Raw genomic sequence first — 14,171 nt, forward strand, 5'->3', positions numbered from 1 at the left:
CCGTGCCCATCACAGCCCCTCTTACTGCGCAAGACAGTCTTGCGGCCGTTATGATCTTGGTCTCGGCCTCGGACACCAATATGCGCACATCCGAGTTGATGCAGATCACCAATGCCATCAACAACCTGCCTGTTTTTGCGGGCTATGACGCGGACAAGTTGACCCTTGTCAGCCAAGCTGTGTTTGATTTGTTGGAACAAGAAGACGGGCTGGAGGCGCTTTTTGGTTTGATCCGCGACGCGCTGCCGGATCATCTATTTGAAACAGCCTATGCCTTGGCCTGCGAAGTGGCTGCAGCCGATGGTAAAACCGGCCAGCCGGAACTGCGCGTTTTGGAAGAAATCCGGTACGAGTTGCGTCTTGACCCGCTGCATGCCGCAGCCATCGAACGTGGGGCCAAAGCCCGCCATATGATCCTCTGACATCTCTTGCACTCTGACTGTAGGGCTGAAACTGTCGCGCCAACCCAGCCTTTAGCAAAGCCCTGCATATGACCCCTGCCCCGTTTCTTACTGCCAACGCCCGCTGGCTGGGTGCAGGCGGCGTGATGACCTTTGGGTCCTGTATCGGCCAAACCTTCTTTATCTCAATCTTCGCCGCTCAGATCATGGCGGACTTTGGGATTACTGATGGGCAATGGGGCCAACTTTACGGTGCGGGTACCCTTGCCTCTGGGCTATTGATGATTTGGGCCGGAGGCCTCGCTGACAAATTTCGAGCCCGCAATTTAGCGATTTTGTGTTTGTGTGGTCTGGCTATTTTGGCCACGGCTATGGCGTGGAACAGATCCGTTTGGGCCATTCCCTTTATTATCTTTGGGCTGAGGCTTTTTGGCCAAGGCATGTTGCATCACAGCGCATTGGTCGCAATGTCTCGTTGGTTCGTCGCCGCCCGAGGTCGGGCGATAGCCGTATCACAACTGGGGTTTTCCTTGGGTGAGGCGTTTTTACCCTTTGCCTTTGCACTGATGCTGACGCAATTCTCGTGGCGCAGTTTGTGGCTGTTGCCTGTTATCGCCTGCCTTGTCATGATGCCGCTGCTGCACCGGTTGCTCTCCCAAGAACGCACGCCGCAATCGCTGGCCGCCCAAGACAGCACAACAGGCATGCACGGGCTTCAATGGAACCGCCCCATGGCCCTTAGGCATTGGCTGATCTGGTCGCTTGCACCCCTGATCATGGGACCCAGCGCTTTTGGAACCGCATTTTTCTTTCAGCAAGTCCATTTTGCGGGGACCAAAGGGATTTCCCATGAGGCCCTTACTGCATTGTTCCCCGTCTACACGTTTTCGACCATCGGCTTTGCCCTGATATTTGGCGCGATGATCGACAGGTTCGGGGCCAGCCGCCTTCTGCCCTATATTGGTCTGCCACTTGTGGTTGGCTTTTTGACACTTTGGGGGGCAGCGGGCCTGATGGGGTTGATCATTGGCCTGCTCTTTATGGCCTTAGCCCAAGGCGGCAACGGCACCGTTTTGGTAGCCTTTTGGTCTGAAGTTTTTGGAACCAAGCACATTGGATCGATCAAAGCCTTTGCCACAGCCTTGATGGTTATCGGATCCGCAATCGGTCCAGCCCTTAGCGGTATCTTGATCGACTACGGGATTACGTTTGAGGCGCAAATGCCTGCAATTTCTGTATATTTCCTAGTATCCACCATGATCAGTTGGGCTGCCGTCAGGGCTGCGCGCCGCAGTCTAGCTTAGCCGCTTGCGCAGGGCGCTGCGCACGATCTTACCTGTTGGGGTCATCGGCATTTCGTCCAAGAACTCCACACGGCGCGGATATTCATAGGCTGCAAGGCGTGTTTTGACGTGCTCTGCGATCTCGGCGGCCAGTGTCGGACTGGGCCGCGCGCCCTCGACCAAAGTTACGCAAGCCGCAACGATTTGGCCTCGGATCGGATCAGGTGTGCCTACCACTCCCGCCATGGCAACCATCGGATGCGTCTGCAGGCAGGTTTCGATCTCGGCAGGTCCAATGCGGTAGCCCGCGCTGGAAATTACATCATCCTCGCGCCCAAGGAACTGAAATAGCCCATTGGCGTGCCGGACGCCCATATCCCCTGTGACCAGCCATCGGCCATCAGAATTTTCGACGTATTTGTCCTGAGTTGCAGCACTTTGACCCAGATATTCCAAAAACATCACCGGGTTTGGTGCCCGCACAGCAATCACCCCTTCTTGACCGTCGGGCACACTTGCGCCTGTCGCCTGGTCCAGCACAGCCACATCAAATCCGGGGACGGGTCGCCCCATCATTCCTGGTGTGACGGGTTCTAGTGCCGCGCATGACATCAGAACCAGATTGCATTCGGTCTGGCCGTAAATTTCGTTGATCGTGCACCCGAATGTCGCCTCACCCCAGGCGATCATATCCGCACCCAAAGCCTCGCCACCGCTGATGATCGCACGCAGCGCCAGCGGATTTGGGGCCGGCTCAAGGCGCATGATCTTTAGCGCTGTGGGCGGCAAAAACGCAAGCGTGACGTTATGGTCCTGCATCAAATCAAAGGCTGCTTGCGCGGTGAATTTGTCGAACCGATGCGCAACAACTGGGATCCCATGATAAAGCGCTGGTAGCAGCACATCCAACAGGCCCCCGATCCACGCCCAGTCTGCAGGCGTCCAGATCACGTCGTCAGGGTAAGGCGCAAAATTCAGCCCATATTCGAACCCGGGCAAATGGCCCAGAAGGACCCGGTGACCATGCAGCGCGCCCTTTGGTGGCCCGGTTGTGCCAGATGTGTAGATCAGGATTGCGGGATCATCCGCCCGGGTGTGAACAGAAGAAAAAGTGACGGGGGCATCAGCCATCTGTGGCCCAAGACCCATTGGCCCATGATCATCCACATCAATAACCAAAAGGTCCGGCAATTCTGAGCGCAGCTCCCGCAGCAACAGCGCGCCCTTGGCATCCGTGATAACGACCTTGGCTTTGGCGTCGCGCAACCGATGCAGCAGCGCGTCCGGGCCAAAAAGCACAAACAGCGGCAAACACACCGCCCCCATTTTCAGCGTCGCCAGATGCGCCCAAGCTGTCTCGACACGTTGCGGCAGCAAAATTCCAACAGCCGCTCCACGCCCAACACCCGCGCCCTCCAGAACATGGGCCAAACGGTTGCTGTCGCGATCTATGGCGGCAAAGCTATGGGGCGTGGCCCGACCGTTTTTGTCAATGTCCACAATCGCTTTGCGATCCGGGTAATGCTCCAGCCCGTGGTCGCAAATCGCCGTGGCAATGTTAAACTGATCGGGAATAATCCAATCAAACGCGGCATGAGTGCTGGAATAATCCATCATCTGCCGCAAAACAGCGCGGTTAGCTGCCATAAACAGCGCCCCACCGCCGCAACAGTGCCTGTTGCAGTTTTTTCGAGCGACCATTCCACGTCTTTGCACCCCGCGGTTTTTCGCGGTCGGACTTTGGGATGCTTTTGCGGCGCGGAACATCGGCGGTGAAGATCGCAAACGCCTGCGTGCGCCCGCCAGGTGCCGTCAAATAGCCCCCTAGCCCGCTCACAAAGTTCAGCGTGCCGGTTTTGGCCCGCACTTTCAGCGGCGAGTTTGGAATGATTTTGTTGTCCGCATTGCGCATCGGGATCGACTTGAGCAGTTCTCCGAACCCCGATCCGTGGGCCGCCACCAGCGTGGTCACCATATCCTGTGCCGTGACGCGACTGCTGTCTCCCAAACCCGAGTGATCTACAAACTTGGCCTTTGTCCCGTATTTGCGTGCGGCCCATTGGCTCATCTCGCGCGCACTGGATTTGTGGCTGCTGACTTGGCCTTTACGCGCAACGGTGGCCGCCATGCCAACCGCCTCAGCCGTGACATTCGTCGAAAATTTCAGCATGTCGCGCACAATCACAGACAAGGGCGGACTGGAATGCTGCGCCACGACTTTGCCTGCAGGACGGGTTTTGGACACCTGCGCCTTTGGCACCAAAACGCCGTGGGACCGCGCAATCGTGCGAAATACTTCGCCTGCATAGACCTCGGGATTGCGCACCGGCAACCAACGCGCACCGCCACCGCCCAAAGCACCACGCGCCACACTCCACTGGTCGATCCCCCCAGATTGACGATAGCCATACACCGGCGCGCCACGATCTGCGACAACCATGGTGGCGCTGGCAACGGCGGGCTGAATACGCCGGGTGCGCGCGTCCATTTTAAGGCTGTAGCGACCACTGGCGCGGCGCCATTCAAAATGGACCCGATTAAAATTAAGGATCATGCCAGAAACAGAAGGATTATAGCCCACGTGATCCGGCTGCGCGTCATCGATGCGCTCAACAAATGGCAGTGCCTTGCCATAAACCAAAAAACGACCCTTCACACCACGAATGCCGCGTGCCTTCAGATCGGATGCCAACTGCGACAGATCATCTGAACTCAGCACAGGGTCTCCTCCCCCCACAAGGATCAAATCCCCCTTAAGAACATCCCCCTCAACCACGCCATTTGTATAAAGAGACGTGCGGAAAACATGCTCTGATCCAAGGGTTTGCAAGGCATAAAGCCCCGTTATCACCTTGGCGACACTGGCCGGTGGCATCAACGCCGTCGCACCGCGACTTTCCAACAGCTTGCCTGATGACACGTCCGCCACCGCAAAAGCCGCCGTGCCAGTCAGGCCTGCCGCCTCCACCAACTGGTCTGCGTTTGGACGGCGCGGCTTTACGCCGGCCTTGGGGCGCGCAACAGGCCGCAACGACGAATTTGGCGCCTTGGCCAAGCCTGGACTGGCAAGCCCTGCGGCCAAAAGGCCAAGCAGTGCGCGTCGGGAAAAATAATAAATGAATTTCTGGGCCATACGTTAACTAAACCGTATCACGACAGGGCTGACAAGCGCCCCTTGCTCTGGCCACCTTCGCATCCGCGTGATAGCGCGAAATCATGACACGTGCCGTCCTTCTTATGCTGGTCGCAATGACCTTGATCCCCTCTGGCGATGCGGCGGCCAAACTTCTGACCGGTACCCATCAAGTCACCCCAATTTGGGCCGCTTGGATTCGGTTTGTGATCGGAACCGCCGTTGTTTTGCCGCTGACCCCGATTTCGGCGTGGCGGTTCCTTGCGGATTGGCGCGTGATCCTTCGGGCAAGCCTCATAACAGGTGGTATTTGCTGTATTTTGATGGGCTTGGCACGCGAACCCATGGCCAACGTATTTGGCGCATTTTTTATCGGCCCAATCCTGACCTATGTCCTGTCAGCGCTCTTATTGGGCGAAAAAATCAGTTTTGGGCGATCGGTCCTACTGCTGATTGGGTTTGGCGGCGTTCTCTTGGTGGTCAAACCGGGGTTTGGCATGACACCGGGACTTATATGGGCCGTGGTCGCCGGACTGTTCTATGGCAGCTACTTGACCGCGACACGCTGGTTGGCAAATGACGTACCTGCAAAAGCCTTGCTGTTCAGTCAGCTTTTTATCGCAATGATCATTACCACGCCCTTTGCAGTCCTCAACTCCCCCACAATCACTTTCGAAATTGCAGGCCTCAGCGCCTTATCAGGTCTTTTTTCAATGTTTGGCAATCTTTTGCTGTTGTTTGCCCTTCGACTGCAACCGGGCACACGCATGGCGCCGTTTGTCTATTTCCAACTGGTTGCTGCAACGGCCCTTGGATGGTTGGTATTCAGTACCCTCCCAGACACCCTGACGTGGATCGGGCTGGCCATATTGATCACATCAGGGTTTTGTTCGCTGCTGCTCGCGGATCGCCGTTGAAGATGCCGACGACATTGGCACGTTCACAAAACACCACGCAGGCGTCGCAGCGTGGCCCAATTTTAGGGCCTGACGTCCGCTGATCTTGGCGCCTCGGTAGACCCTGGCTGCCATGCCTGTTCGTGCCGAAATCCGATCCCCCGGACGGGCCAAAACACCAACAGGTACCGTGGCCATGATGCTGTGCCAATCCTGCCATCTGTGCAGCTGGGCCAGATTATCTGCCCCCATGAGCCAAACAAAATTCACTTGTGGATAATTGGCTTGAAGGGCTGTCAGGGTTTTCGCCGTGTAGCGTGTGCCCAAATCCGCCTCGATCCCTGTCACCCGCACCCGTGGATGCTGTATGACGCTTTGGGCAAGGGTAACGCGTTGGTCCAACGGGGCCGGTCCGCGTTTCTTCAGGGGGTTGCCCGGTGACACCAGCCACCACACTTGATCCAAGCCAAACCGTTTGAGCGCCTCGCGTGTGATATGCGCATGCCCTTCATGGGCTGGATCAAATGACCCACCCAACAGCCCAACGACCTGCCCGGCCCGCGCTATCGGCCATCCGCTTCGATCCATGGCGACCAGTGGTTGCCCCCTTCTTCGGTATTGACTACACCAACTCTCAACTCATCGCTCTTTATCGGAGAATACCATGGCAGCCAATCAATTCGTCTATTTCATGGACGGCGTGTCGAAAACCTATCCAGGTGGCAAGAAAGTCTTTGAAAACATCCGCTTGAACTTTTTGCCCGGCGTCAAAATTGGCGTCGTCGGTGTGAACGGCACCGGTAAGTCCAGTTTGATGCGGATCATGTCCGGCCAAGACAAGGACTTCGCGGGCGAGGCATGGGCCGCTGAGGGGGCGACTGTTGGCTATTTGGCACAGGAACCCGTGCTGGACGACAGTTTGGACGTGCGTGGCAATGTGATGTTGGGCGTGGCAGGCAAAAAAGCAATTTTGGATCGCTACAATGAATTGGCGATGAACTACTCGGATGAGACCGCCGATGAGATGGCACAGTTGCAAGACGAGATTGACGCGCAAAATCTCTGGGATCTGGATGCTCAAATTGACGTCAGTATGGAGGCCTTGCGCTGCCCCCCCGATGATGCAGCCGTCAGCACTCTGTCTGGCGGCGAAGCCCGCCGTGTCGCCTTGTGCAAGCTGCTGCTCGAAGCACCCGACATGCTGCTTTTGGACGAACCGACAAACCACTTGGACGCAGAAACCATCGCGTGGCTGCAACAACACCTTATTGATTACAAAGGAACAATTCTGATCGTCACGCACGACCGCTATTTCTTGGATGCCATCACCGGATGGATCTTGGAATTGGATCGTGGATCGGGCATCCCCCATGAGGGCAATTATTCCAGCTGGCTGGAAGCCAAGGCAAAACGTCTGGAACGCGAAGCAAAAGACGACAAATCCAAGCAAAAAACGCTTGAGCGTGAATTGGAATGGATGCGTCAGGGCGCCAAAGCGCGCCAAGCCAAATCCAAGGCTCGGATTGCGGCCTATAACGATTTGGCGAACCAATCCGAGCGCGAGAAAATGGGCCGCGCTCAGATCATTATTCCCAATGGCCCTCGTTTGGGCGGCAAGGTGATCGAGGTTGATGGCCTAAAGAAAGCCATGGGCGACAAGCTGCTGATCGAAGATCTCAGCTTTTCCCTGCCCCCCGGCGGTATTGTAGGTGTAATAGGCCCCAACGGCGCCGGTAAATCGACCCTGTTCAAAATGCTCACAGGTCAGGAATCCCCCGATGCAGGCAGCGTAGAATTTGGCGACACGGTTGAGTTGTCGTACGTCGACCAATCCCGCGATGCATTAGACGGCGACAGCACAGTTTGGGAAGAAATTTCCTCCGGTGGCGAGATCATCCAACTGGGTGACGCGCAAATGAACAGCCGCGCGTATTGTTCGGCCTTTAATTTCAAAGGTGGCGACCAGCAGAAAAAGCTGAACATCCTGTCGGGCGGTGAACGCAACCGCGTTCATATGGCCAAGCTGTTGAAATCTGGTGGCAATGTGCTGCTCCTCGATGAGCCGACCAACGACTTGGACGTCGAAACGCTGCGCGCCCTCGAAGATGCATTGGTCGATTTTGCAGGCTGCGCCGTGGTGATTTCCCACGACCGCTTCTTCCTTGACCGGATCTGCACCCATATCCTCGCGTTCGAGGGCGATGCCCATGTCGAATGGTTCGAAGGCAACTTTGCCGACTACGAGGAGGACAAGAAACGTCGCCTCGGCCCAGACGCTTTGGAACCAAAGCGGATTAAACACAAAAAATTCGCGCGTTAACCAACGCGCGAACCTTTAAATTTATCGGTGCCTGCTTTGCAACAAGCAGCACCGGAAACTATCTGGATTTGAAAGCCGCGATTGTGGCAATCCGCACACGCTGGCTGGTGCCTTAAAACGCCAGGGTCACGAACAGATAGATCGGCGCAACAAACGCAAACGCGATACAGCCCAAAGCTGCCAAGTTCGCGGCTTTGAAAAACAGCTGCATTTCGGGGTCATTTCGGATATCATCTTCGTGCACGATGGGTGGCCTTTCAGTTACGTTTGCACCTTTCGAAATGGGGCAAGGGCGACAAAAGTCTAGGCATAGACCCCAGTTTTTCCATAGAATTTTAGGATCTTGCGCAAGCTATGGTCCAAAATCCGTATTTCGCGCCAAAACCGGCGTTTTTCATTGGGCCTCATCTAGAAGTTTGATCAACTCTATGACCTCCGGCCCCAGTCCTTCTACAATCATATCAACACCCTCGGCATTTGGGTGAATACGGTCCGATTGCAGAAATTTTTGGACCTCCGTTTGAGACAAGCCCTGCTGGACGAAAACATCAAAAAACGAGCGATAATAGAGCGTGCCAAATTCCTCAGCCAAGGCGCCGTACATTGCGTCAAAGGCCTCTTTATAGGCAGGCCCGTAGTTACTGGGTGCCTCTATGCCGACCAACAGCACAGGCACTGATTTAGTGCGCGCCACCTCTAAAATCCCGGCAAGGTTTGACTTGGCTTGTGCTGGGTCCAAGGCCCGCAGCATATCGTTACCGCCCAATGCAACAATCAGCCCATCCACATCCGGTGTCAGCGTCCACTCCGCCCGCGACAAACCACCGGCGGTGGTATCGCCCGACACGCCAGCATTGATCAAAACCACGTCTTGCGCGTTTGCGTTAAGCCAAGCTTCAAGGTTTGGCACTAAGCCGTCCTCGGCGGGCAATCCGTACCCTTGGGTCAAACTGTCCCCAAGGGCTGCGATCTTGACCGGTTCGGCCAACGCAACAACTGGGGCAAATATCATGAACAAAACGGACTTGCGAAGAACGGCGGACGCACCATATCCAATAGAACGGATTCCGCGAAAGAAAGCCCACGCCATGCCCGCTGCCTTAACCCTGTCCAACATCGGTCTCGAGCTTTCTGGCAACGCTGGCCCTATCGAGATTTTGCGCAACATCGACGTAGAGGTCGCAACCGGCGAAACGGTCGGGCTGATTGGTCCATCGGGGTCTGGCAAGTCATCTCTCCTCATGATCATGGGCGGCTTGGAACAGGCCACCGCCGGGCAGATCGATATTTTGGGCCAGAATGTCACCCATTGGGATGAAGATAAACTGGCGCGTTTTCGTTTGGATCATATGGGGGTTGTGTTTCAATCTTTCCACCTTTTGCCGACGATGACCGCGCTTGAAAACGTTTCCGTGCCTTTGGAACTGGCAGGCCGCAAGGATGCCACTGCGCGCGCCCGTGATGCGCTGGCGGATGTCGGACTTGCCGACAGAATGGATCACTACCCCAGCCAACTCTCTGGTGGCGAACAACAGCGGGTAGCACTGGCGCGCGCGACGGCCCCGCGCCCCGAAATTTTGCTGGCTGATGAACCTACTGGGAATCTTGATCAGGCCAATGGCAGCGCCATTATCGATTTGCTGTTCAACTTGCGAGATCATCATGATGCAACGCTGATTATGGTCACTCATGCAAATGATCTAGCCGACCGATGTGATCGCAAAATCAGTCTGTTAGACGGCCAACTTGAAGAACAACCCGTCCCCTTGGCCCGTCAAGCATGAGTGTTGCATTCACTCTGGCGTTGCGTGAATTGCGCGGTGGCTTGCGCGGGTTTGGCATCTTTTTGTTGTGTTTGGCTTTGGGCGTGGCAGCTATTGCCGCTGTGGGCACCGTGCGCAGTGCAATTTTACAAGGGATCACGGAACAAGGTGCAGTGTTGCTTGGTGGCGATGCCCAGTTGGAATTCACCTACCGCTTTGCCAATGATGCCGAACGGGATTGGATGATCAAGAACGCCTCGCAAGTCTCTGAAATCGTGGAATTCCGGTCAATGGCCGTCGCCCAAATTGACGGTATAGATGAACGTGCGTTGACCCAAGTCAAAGCGATTGATGACCTGTACCCGCTGGCGGGCCAGATGGAACTTGAGCCTGCCATAGATCTGGCGGAGGCCCTCGGCACGCCCCCGAACCCCGGCGCCGTGATGGAGGCAGTGTTGGCCGCCCGGCTGGGTTTAGACGTGGGCGAGACCTTCTTTTTGGGACTACAAGAATTCACGTTGAGCGCTCTCATAGCACGCGAGCCCGACAGCGCTGGCGGGGGATTTGGACTGGGCCCACGAACTTTGGTTCGGACGGCTCACCTTGAAAACGCTGGTCTTATCGGTCCGGGCACATTGTTTTCGACCAAATACCGCCTTATGTTGCCCGATCCAACCCGTCTGGCAGAACTGCAATCAGAGGCTGAAACGGCTTTCGAGAACTCTGGGTTACGCTGGCAAGACGCCCGCAACGGCGCCCCTGGGGTTCAGGCCTTTGTTGACCGGCTAGGATCATTTTTGATCCTTGTCGGACTGTCTGGACTGGCCGTTGGTGGCATTGGCGTCTCTGCCGCAGTCAGCACCTATCTGGCGCGTAAAACCGCAGCGATTGCTACCTTGAAAACACTCGGTGCGCGAAGAAACACGATCTTTGCGATCTACTTTATCCAGATCGGAATACTGACCTTGATCGGCCTGACCATCGGCGTCGTTGTCGGCGCAGGCCTTCCTATGGCCTTGGCCCCGTTGATCCAAGACCGGCTGCCGGTTCCTGCCGAATTCCGGCTTTATCCACGACCTATTTTTGAGGCCATCAGCTACGGCATATTGGCCGCACTGATCTTTACCCTCTGGCCACTGTCACGCACGGAAAACGTGCGCGCCACGGCCCTCTACCGTGACGCTTTGGGCGGCACGCGGCAGATCCCGCGCTTGCCCTATCTGCTCGCCCTGATCGTTTTGGTCATCGCCTTGGTGGGGGTAGCCGCTATTTTCTCGGATAACCTATGGCTTACGGGATGGACCGCCGCCGGAATTTTGGGAGCGCTCGCGATCCTTGCGGTAGTCGCGGCGGGGCTCAAACAGGCGTCGCGTTACCTCTCTAAAGGACGCTTAAAAACAGGCACACGGCTGGCGCTGGGGGCAATCGGCGGTCCAAAGTCCGAAGCTACATCCGTCGTTTTGTCTTTGGGGTTGGGTTTGTCGGTGTTGGCGGCTATTGGCCAGGTTGATGGCACCTTGCGCAACGCCATCTCAGGCAACCTGCCAGAGGTCGCCCCAAGCTATTTCTTCGTGGATATCCAAAACGACCAACTTGACGGGTTCAAAACCCGGCTTGGCGAAGATCCTGCTGTCAGCCGCGTCGAAACGGCCCCAATGCTGCGTGGCGTTATCAGTCAAATCAATGGAAAACCCGCACGAGACGTTGCCGGCGATCATTGGGTGATCGATGGGGACCGTGGCGTCACATACGCAGGCCCAATGCCGTCAAACACAGTTCTAACCCAAGGTGAATGGTGGGCTGAGGACTATGATGGCCCCCCCCTGATCAGCTTTGCCGACGAAGAAGCCGAGGAAATGGGGATTGCCTTGGGCGACACATTGACCGTCAATATTTTGGGCCGGGACATCACTGGGACGGTTGCCAGCCTACGCGAGGTGGATTTTTCCACAGCTGGGATCGGCTTTATTCTTGCCATGAACCAATCCGCTCTCGCTGGCGCGCCGCATACCCACATCGCCACAGTCTACGCCGAACAGTCCGCTGAGGCTGAGATTTTGCGCGATCTATCCACCTCATATCCAAACATCACAGCCATTAGTGTGCGCGATGCAATCAATCGGGTCGCAGGCCTGTTGGGCAGTCTTGCAGCCGCGACATCCTACGGGGCGTCAGCAACGTTGCTCACTGGCTTTATGGTCCTTATCGGGGCCGCTGCAGCAGGCGAAGGCGCGCGCGTGTACGAGGCAGCCATCTTAAAGACTTTGGGTGCAAATCGGCGACAAATCCTTGCCAGCTTTGTGCAGCGTTCGTTGATTTTGGGGCTGTCTGCCGGTGCAATTGCCTTGTTTGTCGGCTGTCTGGCGGGTTGGGCCGTCGCGAACTATGTCTTCGAAACCGACTATAAGATTTTCTGGGGGCCCGCTATTGCCATCATCTTAGGCGGTATTCTGGCAACCTTGGCCACTGGTTTGTGGTTCTCATGGCGCCCCCTTTCAAGCCGTCCAGCGCAGGTTCTACGGGCCCAGCAATAATGCAAGAGCCACGCTTTTTCGGGTTTGGGTCCTTGGTCAACACCCGCACCCATAGCTACCCAGACCCTCAAAACAGCAAAATTGACGGTTGGGCCCGCGTCTGGCGCAAAACAGTCCTGCGCGACATCGCATTCTTGAGTGTCGAGCCTTCGCCAGCGAGCCAATTATGGGGACTATCGGCCAGAGTGCCGGACGGGAATTGGGCCGATCTGGACCTGCGCGAAACAGGTTATAAACGCCTTCAAATCACAGCAAACACGGCAATTTATATCGTTGACGAAACTATCCTAGACCCAAAGCCACGCGGAAAAATCTTGTTGAGCTACCTAGATGTGGTCATCCAAGGCTATCTGGATCGCTTTGGCCCAGAGGGGCCTGCTCATTTCTTTGAAACCACGCAGGGCTGGGATCATGAGATCATCGATGACCGCAGCAAGCCAATTTATCCACGCGCGCAAACCATTGATCCTACCTTGCAAAATTCTGTCGACGCTTTTGTCTTAGCGGCGCAAATGTAGCAACGCCATCAAACGGCTTTGACGGGCAAATGGATCTTTTTGAGCCTCCCGCCCTCCGTCGCTGATCACACGGCGTGCGAGCAAGAACGCGACGACGGCAAACACCACACCGCCGACAGATTGGCCAATCAATATGCCAGCCGCCCCTAAATATTCTGCGCCTACCAAAATGAACGGCAGGGTGCCCAATGTTTGGCGCCCCCAGTTCATTATCGTTGAATAAAAAGGATGACCAAGGTTGTTAAACGCCGCATTGGCCACAAACATCACACCGTTGAAAAAGAACATCAACGCGAGCGGACCGCAAAACAGATAGACCAATTCCAAGGTAATCCCTTCGGCCAAAAATAAATCGGCAATCAATCCGCGCAGCAAAAATAAAAGGCCAGATACAACAACGATATAAAGCGCCACGAAAATCAAAGCATCTCGGAAAGCGGTGGCCACCCGTTGGTTCAATTTGGCCCCAAAATTTTGGCCAATGATCGGACCAACCGCTCCGGACAGGGCAAAGATCACTCCAAACGCAATAGGCGTCAGGCGCCCGACAATTGCCATGCCAGCAACCGCATCTTCGCCAAACTGCGCCATAGAGCGGGTCACAAAGGCTTGCCCAACCGGTGTGGCCAGTTGCGTCAAGATCGCTGGAAAGGCAATCGCCAAAATCGACCCGTAGTCTTGGCTCAGGCTATTGAACGACGGCCGTTCAAAACCGCCGTGATGGCGAATGATCGGCAACAGAGCCGTCATCCCAATGGTGACCCGTGCCGCAACACTGGCCCATGCGGCCCCGGTCAGTTCCAAATCAAGGCCGAAGATTAGGATCGGATCCAAAACCCCATTCACGATCGAGCCGTAGATTGTCGCCATCATCGCCCGGCTGGCATCCCCATGGGCGCGCAAAATAGCCCCGCCCATCATGCCCACGATCAACATAGGCAGTGAGGGTACGATGATTTGCAGGTAAGAGACGGCCAGATCCAAAGTCTCGCCTTTTGCTCCCATTAACTCAGCCAAGGTTCGCAGGTTCAACCAAACAACCAATGCAAAAATTGCCCCAAAAACAACGCCATAGATCAAGGCGTTTGTGGCTTTGTGCTTGGCCAATTGGGCATCACCTTCACCCAAACTTCGGGCCACAACGGCCCCTGCCGCAATGGCCATACCAATGCCAAAACTGGACGTGAAAAACAAAATAGCACCAGCATAGCCAATGGCCGCCGCCAAGGCCTCGTTCCCCAGCATCGATATAAAAATCATATCGATGAAGTCGACCGCAAAAACCGCAATTAACCCAACAGAGGCCGTCAGCGACATAACCGA

The 14,171-nt window shown here is 55.8% G+C and carries 13 protein-coding genes; 7 read left to right on the forward strand and 6 right to left on the reverse strand.

Going from position 1 to position 14,171, the window contains the following annotated elements; all coding sequences use genetic code 11:
• Window positions 1–2 precede the first annotated feature (2 nt).
• On the forward strand, window positions 3–422 hold the full coding sequence (locus ACIRQ6_RS10115) for a tellurite resistance TerB family protein (protein ID WP_420860466.1): 420 nt from the start codon (window positions 3–5) through the stop codon (window positions 420–422).
• 68 nt (window positions 423–490) lie between these two features.
• On the forward strand, window positions 491–1,705 hold the full coding sequence (locus tag ACIRQ6_RS10120; protein ID WP_420860467.1) for an MFS transporter: 1,215 nt from the start codon (window positions 491–493) through the stop codon (window positions 1,703–1,705).
• Here ACIRQ6_RS10120 and ACIRQ6_RS10125 read toward each other — a convergent pair.
• A complete protein-coding gene (locus ACIRQ6_RS10125; protein ID WP_420860468.1) occupies window positions 1,697–3,331 on the reverse strand; it encodes an AMP-binding protein in 1,635 nt (544 codons plus the stop codon). The two genes, ACIRQ6_RS10120 and ACIRQ6_RS10125, sit on opposite strands and share 9 nt — an antisense overlap.
• Window positions 3,321–4,817 (reverse strand): D-alanyl-D-alanine carboxypeptidase/D-alanyl-D-alanine endopeptidase, encoded by a 1,497-nt coding sequence (gene dacB / locus ACIRQ6_RS10130; protein WP_420860469.1) that lies wholly within the window; start codon window positions 4,815–4,817, stop codon window positions 3,321–3,323. The genes ACIRQ6_RS10125 and dacB overlap by 11 nt, the downstream gene beginning before the upstream one ends.
• A gap of 83 nt (window positions 4,818–4,900) precedes the next feature.
• Here dacB and ACIRQ6_RS10135 point away from each other — a divergent pair, with 83 nt between their 5' ends.
• Window positions 4,901–5,734 carry a DMT family transporter gene (locus tag ACIRQ6_RS10135; RefSeq protein WP_420860470.1) on the forward strand — a complete coding sequence of 278 codons (834 nt, stop codon included), beginning with the start codon at window positions 4,901–4,903 and terminating at the stop codon, window positions 5,732–5,734.
• On the opposite strand, the gene ACIRQ6_RS10140 is transcribed toward ACIRQ6_RS10135, so the two are convergent.
• Window positions 5,696–6,301, reverse strand: a complete 606-nt coding sequence (locus tag ACIRQ6_RS10140) for a nicotinate-nucleotide adenylyltransferase (protein ID WP_420860471.1) — start codon at window positions 6,299–6,301, stop codon at window positions 5,696–5,698. The genes ACIRQ6_RS10135 and ACIRQ6_RS10140 overlap by 39 nt on opposite strands.
• A gap of 76 nt (window positions 6,302–6,377) precedes the next feature.
• Between ACIRQ6_RS10140 and ettA the strand changes: the two genes are divergently transcribed.
• The gene (gene ettA / locus ACIRQ6_RS10145; RefSeq protein ID WP_420860472.1) at window positions 6,378–8,033 is read left to right on the forward strand and encodes an energy-dependent translational throttle protein EttA; all 1,656 of its coding nucleotides are present in this window, start codon (window positions 6,378–6,380) and stop codon (window positions 8,031–8,033) included.
• A gap of 112 nt (window positions 8,034–8,145) precedes the next feature.
• Here ettA and ACIRQ6_RS10150 read toward each other — a convergent pair whose 3' ends face one another.
• Both ACIRQ6_RS10150 and ACIRQ6_RS10155 read right to left on the reverse strand, forming a co-directional pair.
• Window positions 8,146–8,277 carry a hypothetical protein gene (locus ACIRQ6_RS10150; RefSeq protein ID WP_420860473.1) on the reverse strand — a complete coding sequence of 44 codons (132 nt, stop codon included), beginning with the start codon at window positions 8,275–8,277 and terminating at the stop codon, window positions 8,146–8,148.
• A gap of 150 nt (window positions 8,278–8,427) precedes the next feature.
• Window positions 8,428–9,123: an arylesterase gene (locus ACIRQ6_RS10155; protein WP_420860474.1), complete on the reverse strand. Its 696-nt coding sequence runs from the start codon at window positions 9,121–9,123 to the stop codon at window positions 8,428–8,430.
• On the opposite strand from ACIRQ6_RS10155, the gene ACIRQ6_RS10160 reads away from it, so the two are divergent.
• From ACIRQ6_RS10160 to ACIRQ6_RS10170, 3 genes are read left to right on the forward strand one after another with little or no spacing between them, the layout of a single operon-like run.
• Window positions 9,122–9,817, forward strand: a complete 696-nt coding sequence (locus ACIRQ6_RS10160; protein WP_420860475.1) for an ABC transporter ATP-binding protein — start codon at window positions 9,122–9,124, stop codon at window positions 9,815–9,817. The genes ACIRQ6_RS10155 and ACIRQ6_RS10160 overlap by 2 nt on opposite strands.
• Window positions 9,814–12,330 (forward strand): ABC transporter permease, encoded by a 2,517-nt coding sequence (locus tag ACIRQ6_RS10165; protein ID WP_420860476.1) that lies wholly within the window; start codon window positions 9,814–9,816, stop codon window positions 12,328–12,330. The genes ACIRQ6_RS10160 and ACIRQ6_RS10165 overlap by 4 nt, the downstream gene beginning before the upstream one ends.
• Entirely contained in the window at window positions 12,330–12,848 is a 519-nt protein-coding gene (locus ACIRQ6_RS10170) for a gamma-glutamylcyclotransferase (RefSeq protein WP_420860477.1), read from the forward strand. The genes ACIRQ6_RS10165 and ACIRQ6_RS10170 overlap by 1 nt, the downstream gene beginning before the upstream one ends.
• On the opposite strand, the gene ACIRQ6_RS10175 is transcribed toward ACIRQ6_RS10170, so the two are convergent.
• Window positions 12,831–14,165, reverse strand: a complete 1,335-nt coding sequence (locus ACIRQ6_RS10175) for an MATE family efflux transporter (RefSeq protein ID WP_420863892.1) — start codon at window positions 14,163–14,165, stop codon at window positions 12,831–12,833. The two genes, ACIRQ6_RS10170 and ACIRQ6_RS10175, sit on opposite strands and share 18 nt — an antisense overlap.
• Window positions 14,166–14,171: the final 6 nt, after the last annotated feature.

Origin of the sequence: Algirhabdus cladophorae, from assembly GCF_044772865.1 — a bacterium.
Taxonomy (GTDB): Bacteria; Pseudomonadota; Alphaproteobacteria; order Rhodobacterales; family Rhodobacteraceae; genus Algirhabdus; species Algirhabdus cladophorae.

Excerpts from the sequence above, each read along its gene's own strand:
- ACIRQ6_RS10120 (WP_420860467.1), top strand. The coding sequence starts at position 491 with ATGACCCCTGCCCCGTTTCTTACTGCCAACGCCCGCTGGCTGGGTGCA.
- ACIRQ6_RS10125 (WP_420860468.1), bottom strand. The coding sequence starts at position 3,331 with ATGGCAGCTAACCGCGCTGTTTTGCGGCAGATGATGGATTATTCCAGC.
- dacB (WP_420860469.1), bottom strand. The coding sequence starts at position 4,817 with ATGGCCCAGAAATTCATTTATTATTTTTCCCGACGCGCACTGCTTGGC.
- ACIRQ6_RS10135 (WP_420860470.1), top strand. The coding sequence starts at position 4,901 with ATGACACGTGCCGTCCTTCTTATGCTGGTCGCAATGACCTTGATCCCC.
- ACIRQ6_RS10140 (WP_420860471.1), bottom strand. The coding sequence starts at position 6,301 with ATGGATCGAAGCGGATGGCCGATAGCGCGGGCCGGGCAGGTCGTTGGG.
- ettA (WP_420860472.1), top strand. The coding sequence starts at position 6,378 with ATGGCAGCCAATCAATTCGTCTATTTCATGGACGGCGTGTCGAAAACC.
- ACIRQ6_RS10160 (WP_420860475.1), top strand. The coding sequence starts at position 9,122 with ATGCCCGCTGCCTTAACCCTGTCCAACATCGGTCTCGAGCTTTCTGGC.
- ACIRQ6_RS10155 (WP_420860474.1), bottom strand. The coding sequence starts at position 9,123 with ATGGCGTGGGCTTTCTTTCGCGGAATCCGTTCTATTGGATATGGTGCG.
- ACIRQ6_RS10165 (WP_420860476.1), top strand. The coding sequence starts at position 9,814 with ATGAGTGTTGCATTCACTCTGGCGTTGCGTGAATTGCGCGGTGGCTTG.
- ACIRQ6_RS10170 (WP_420860477.1), top strand. The coding sequence starts at position 12,330 with ATGCAAGAGCCACGCTTTTTCGGGTTTGGGTCCTTGGTCAACACCCGC.
- ACIRQ6_RS10175 (WP_420863892.1), bottom strand. The coding sequence starts at position 14,165 with ATGTCGCTGACGGCCTCTGTTGGGTTAATTGCGGTTTTTGCGGTCGAC.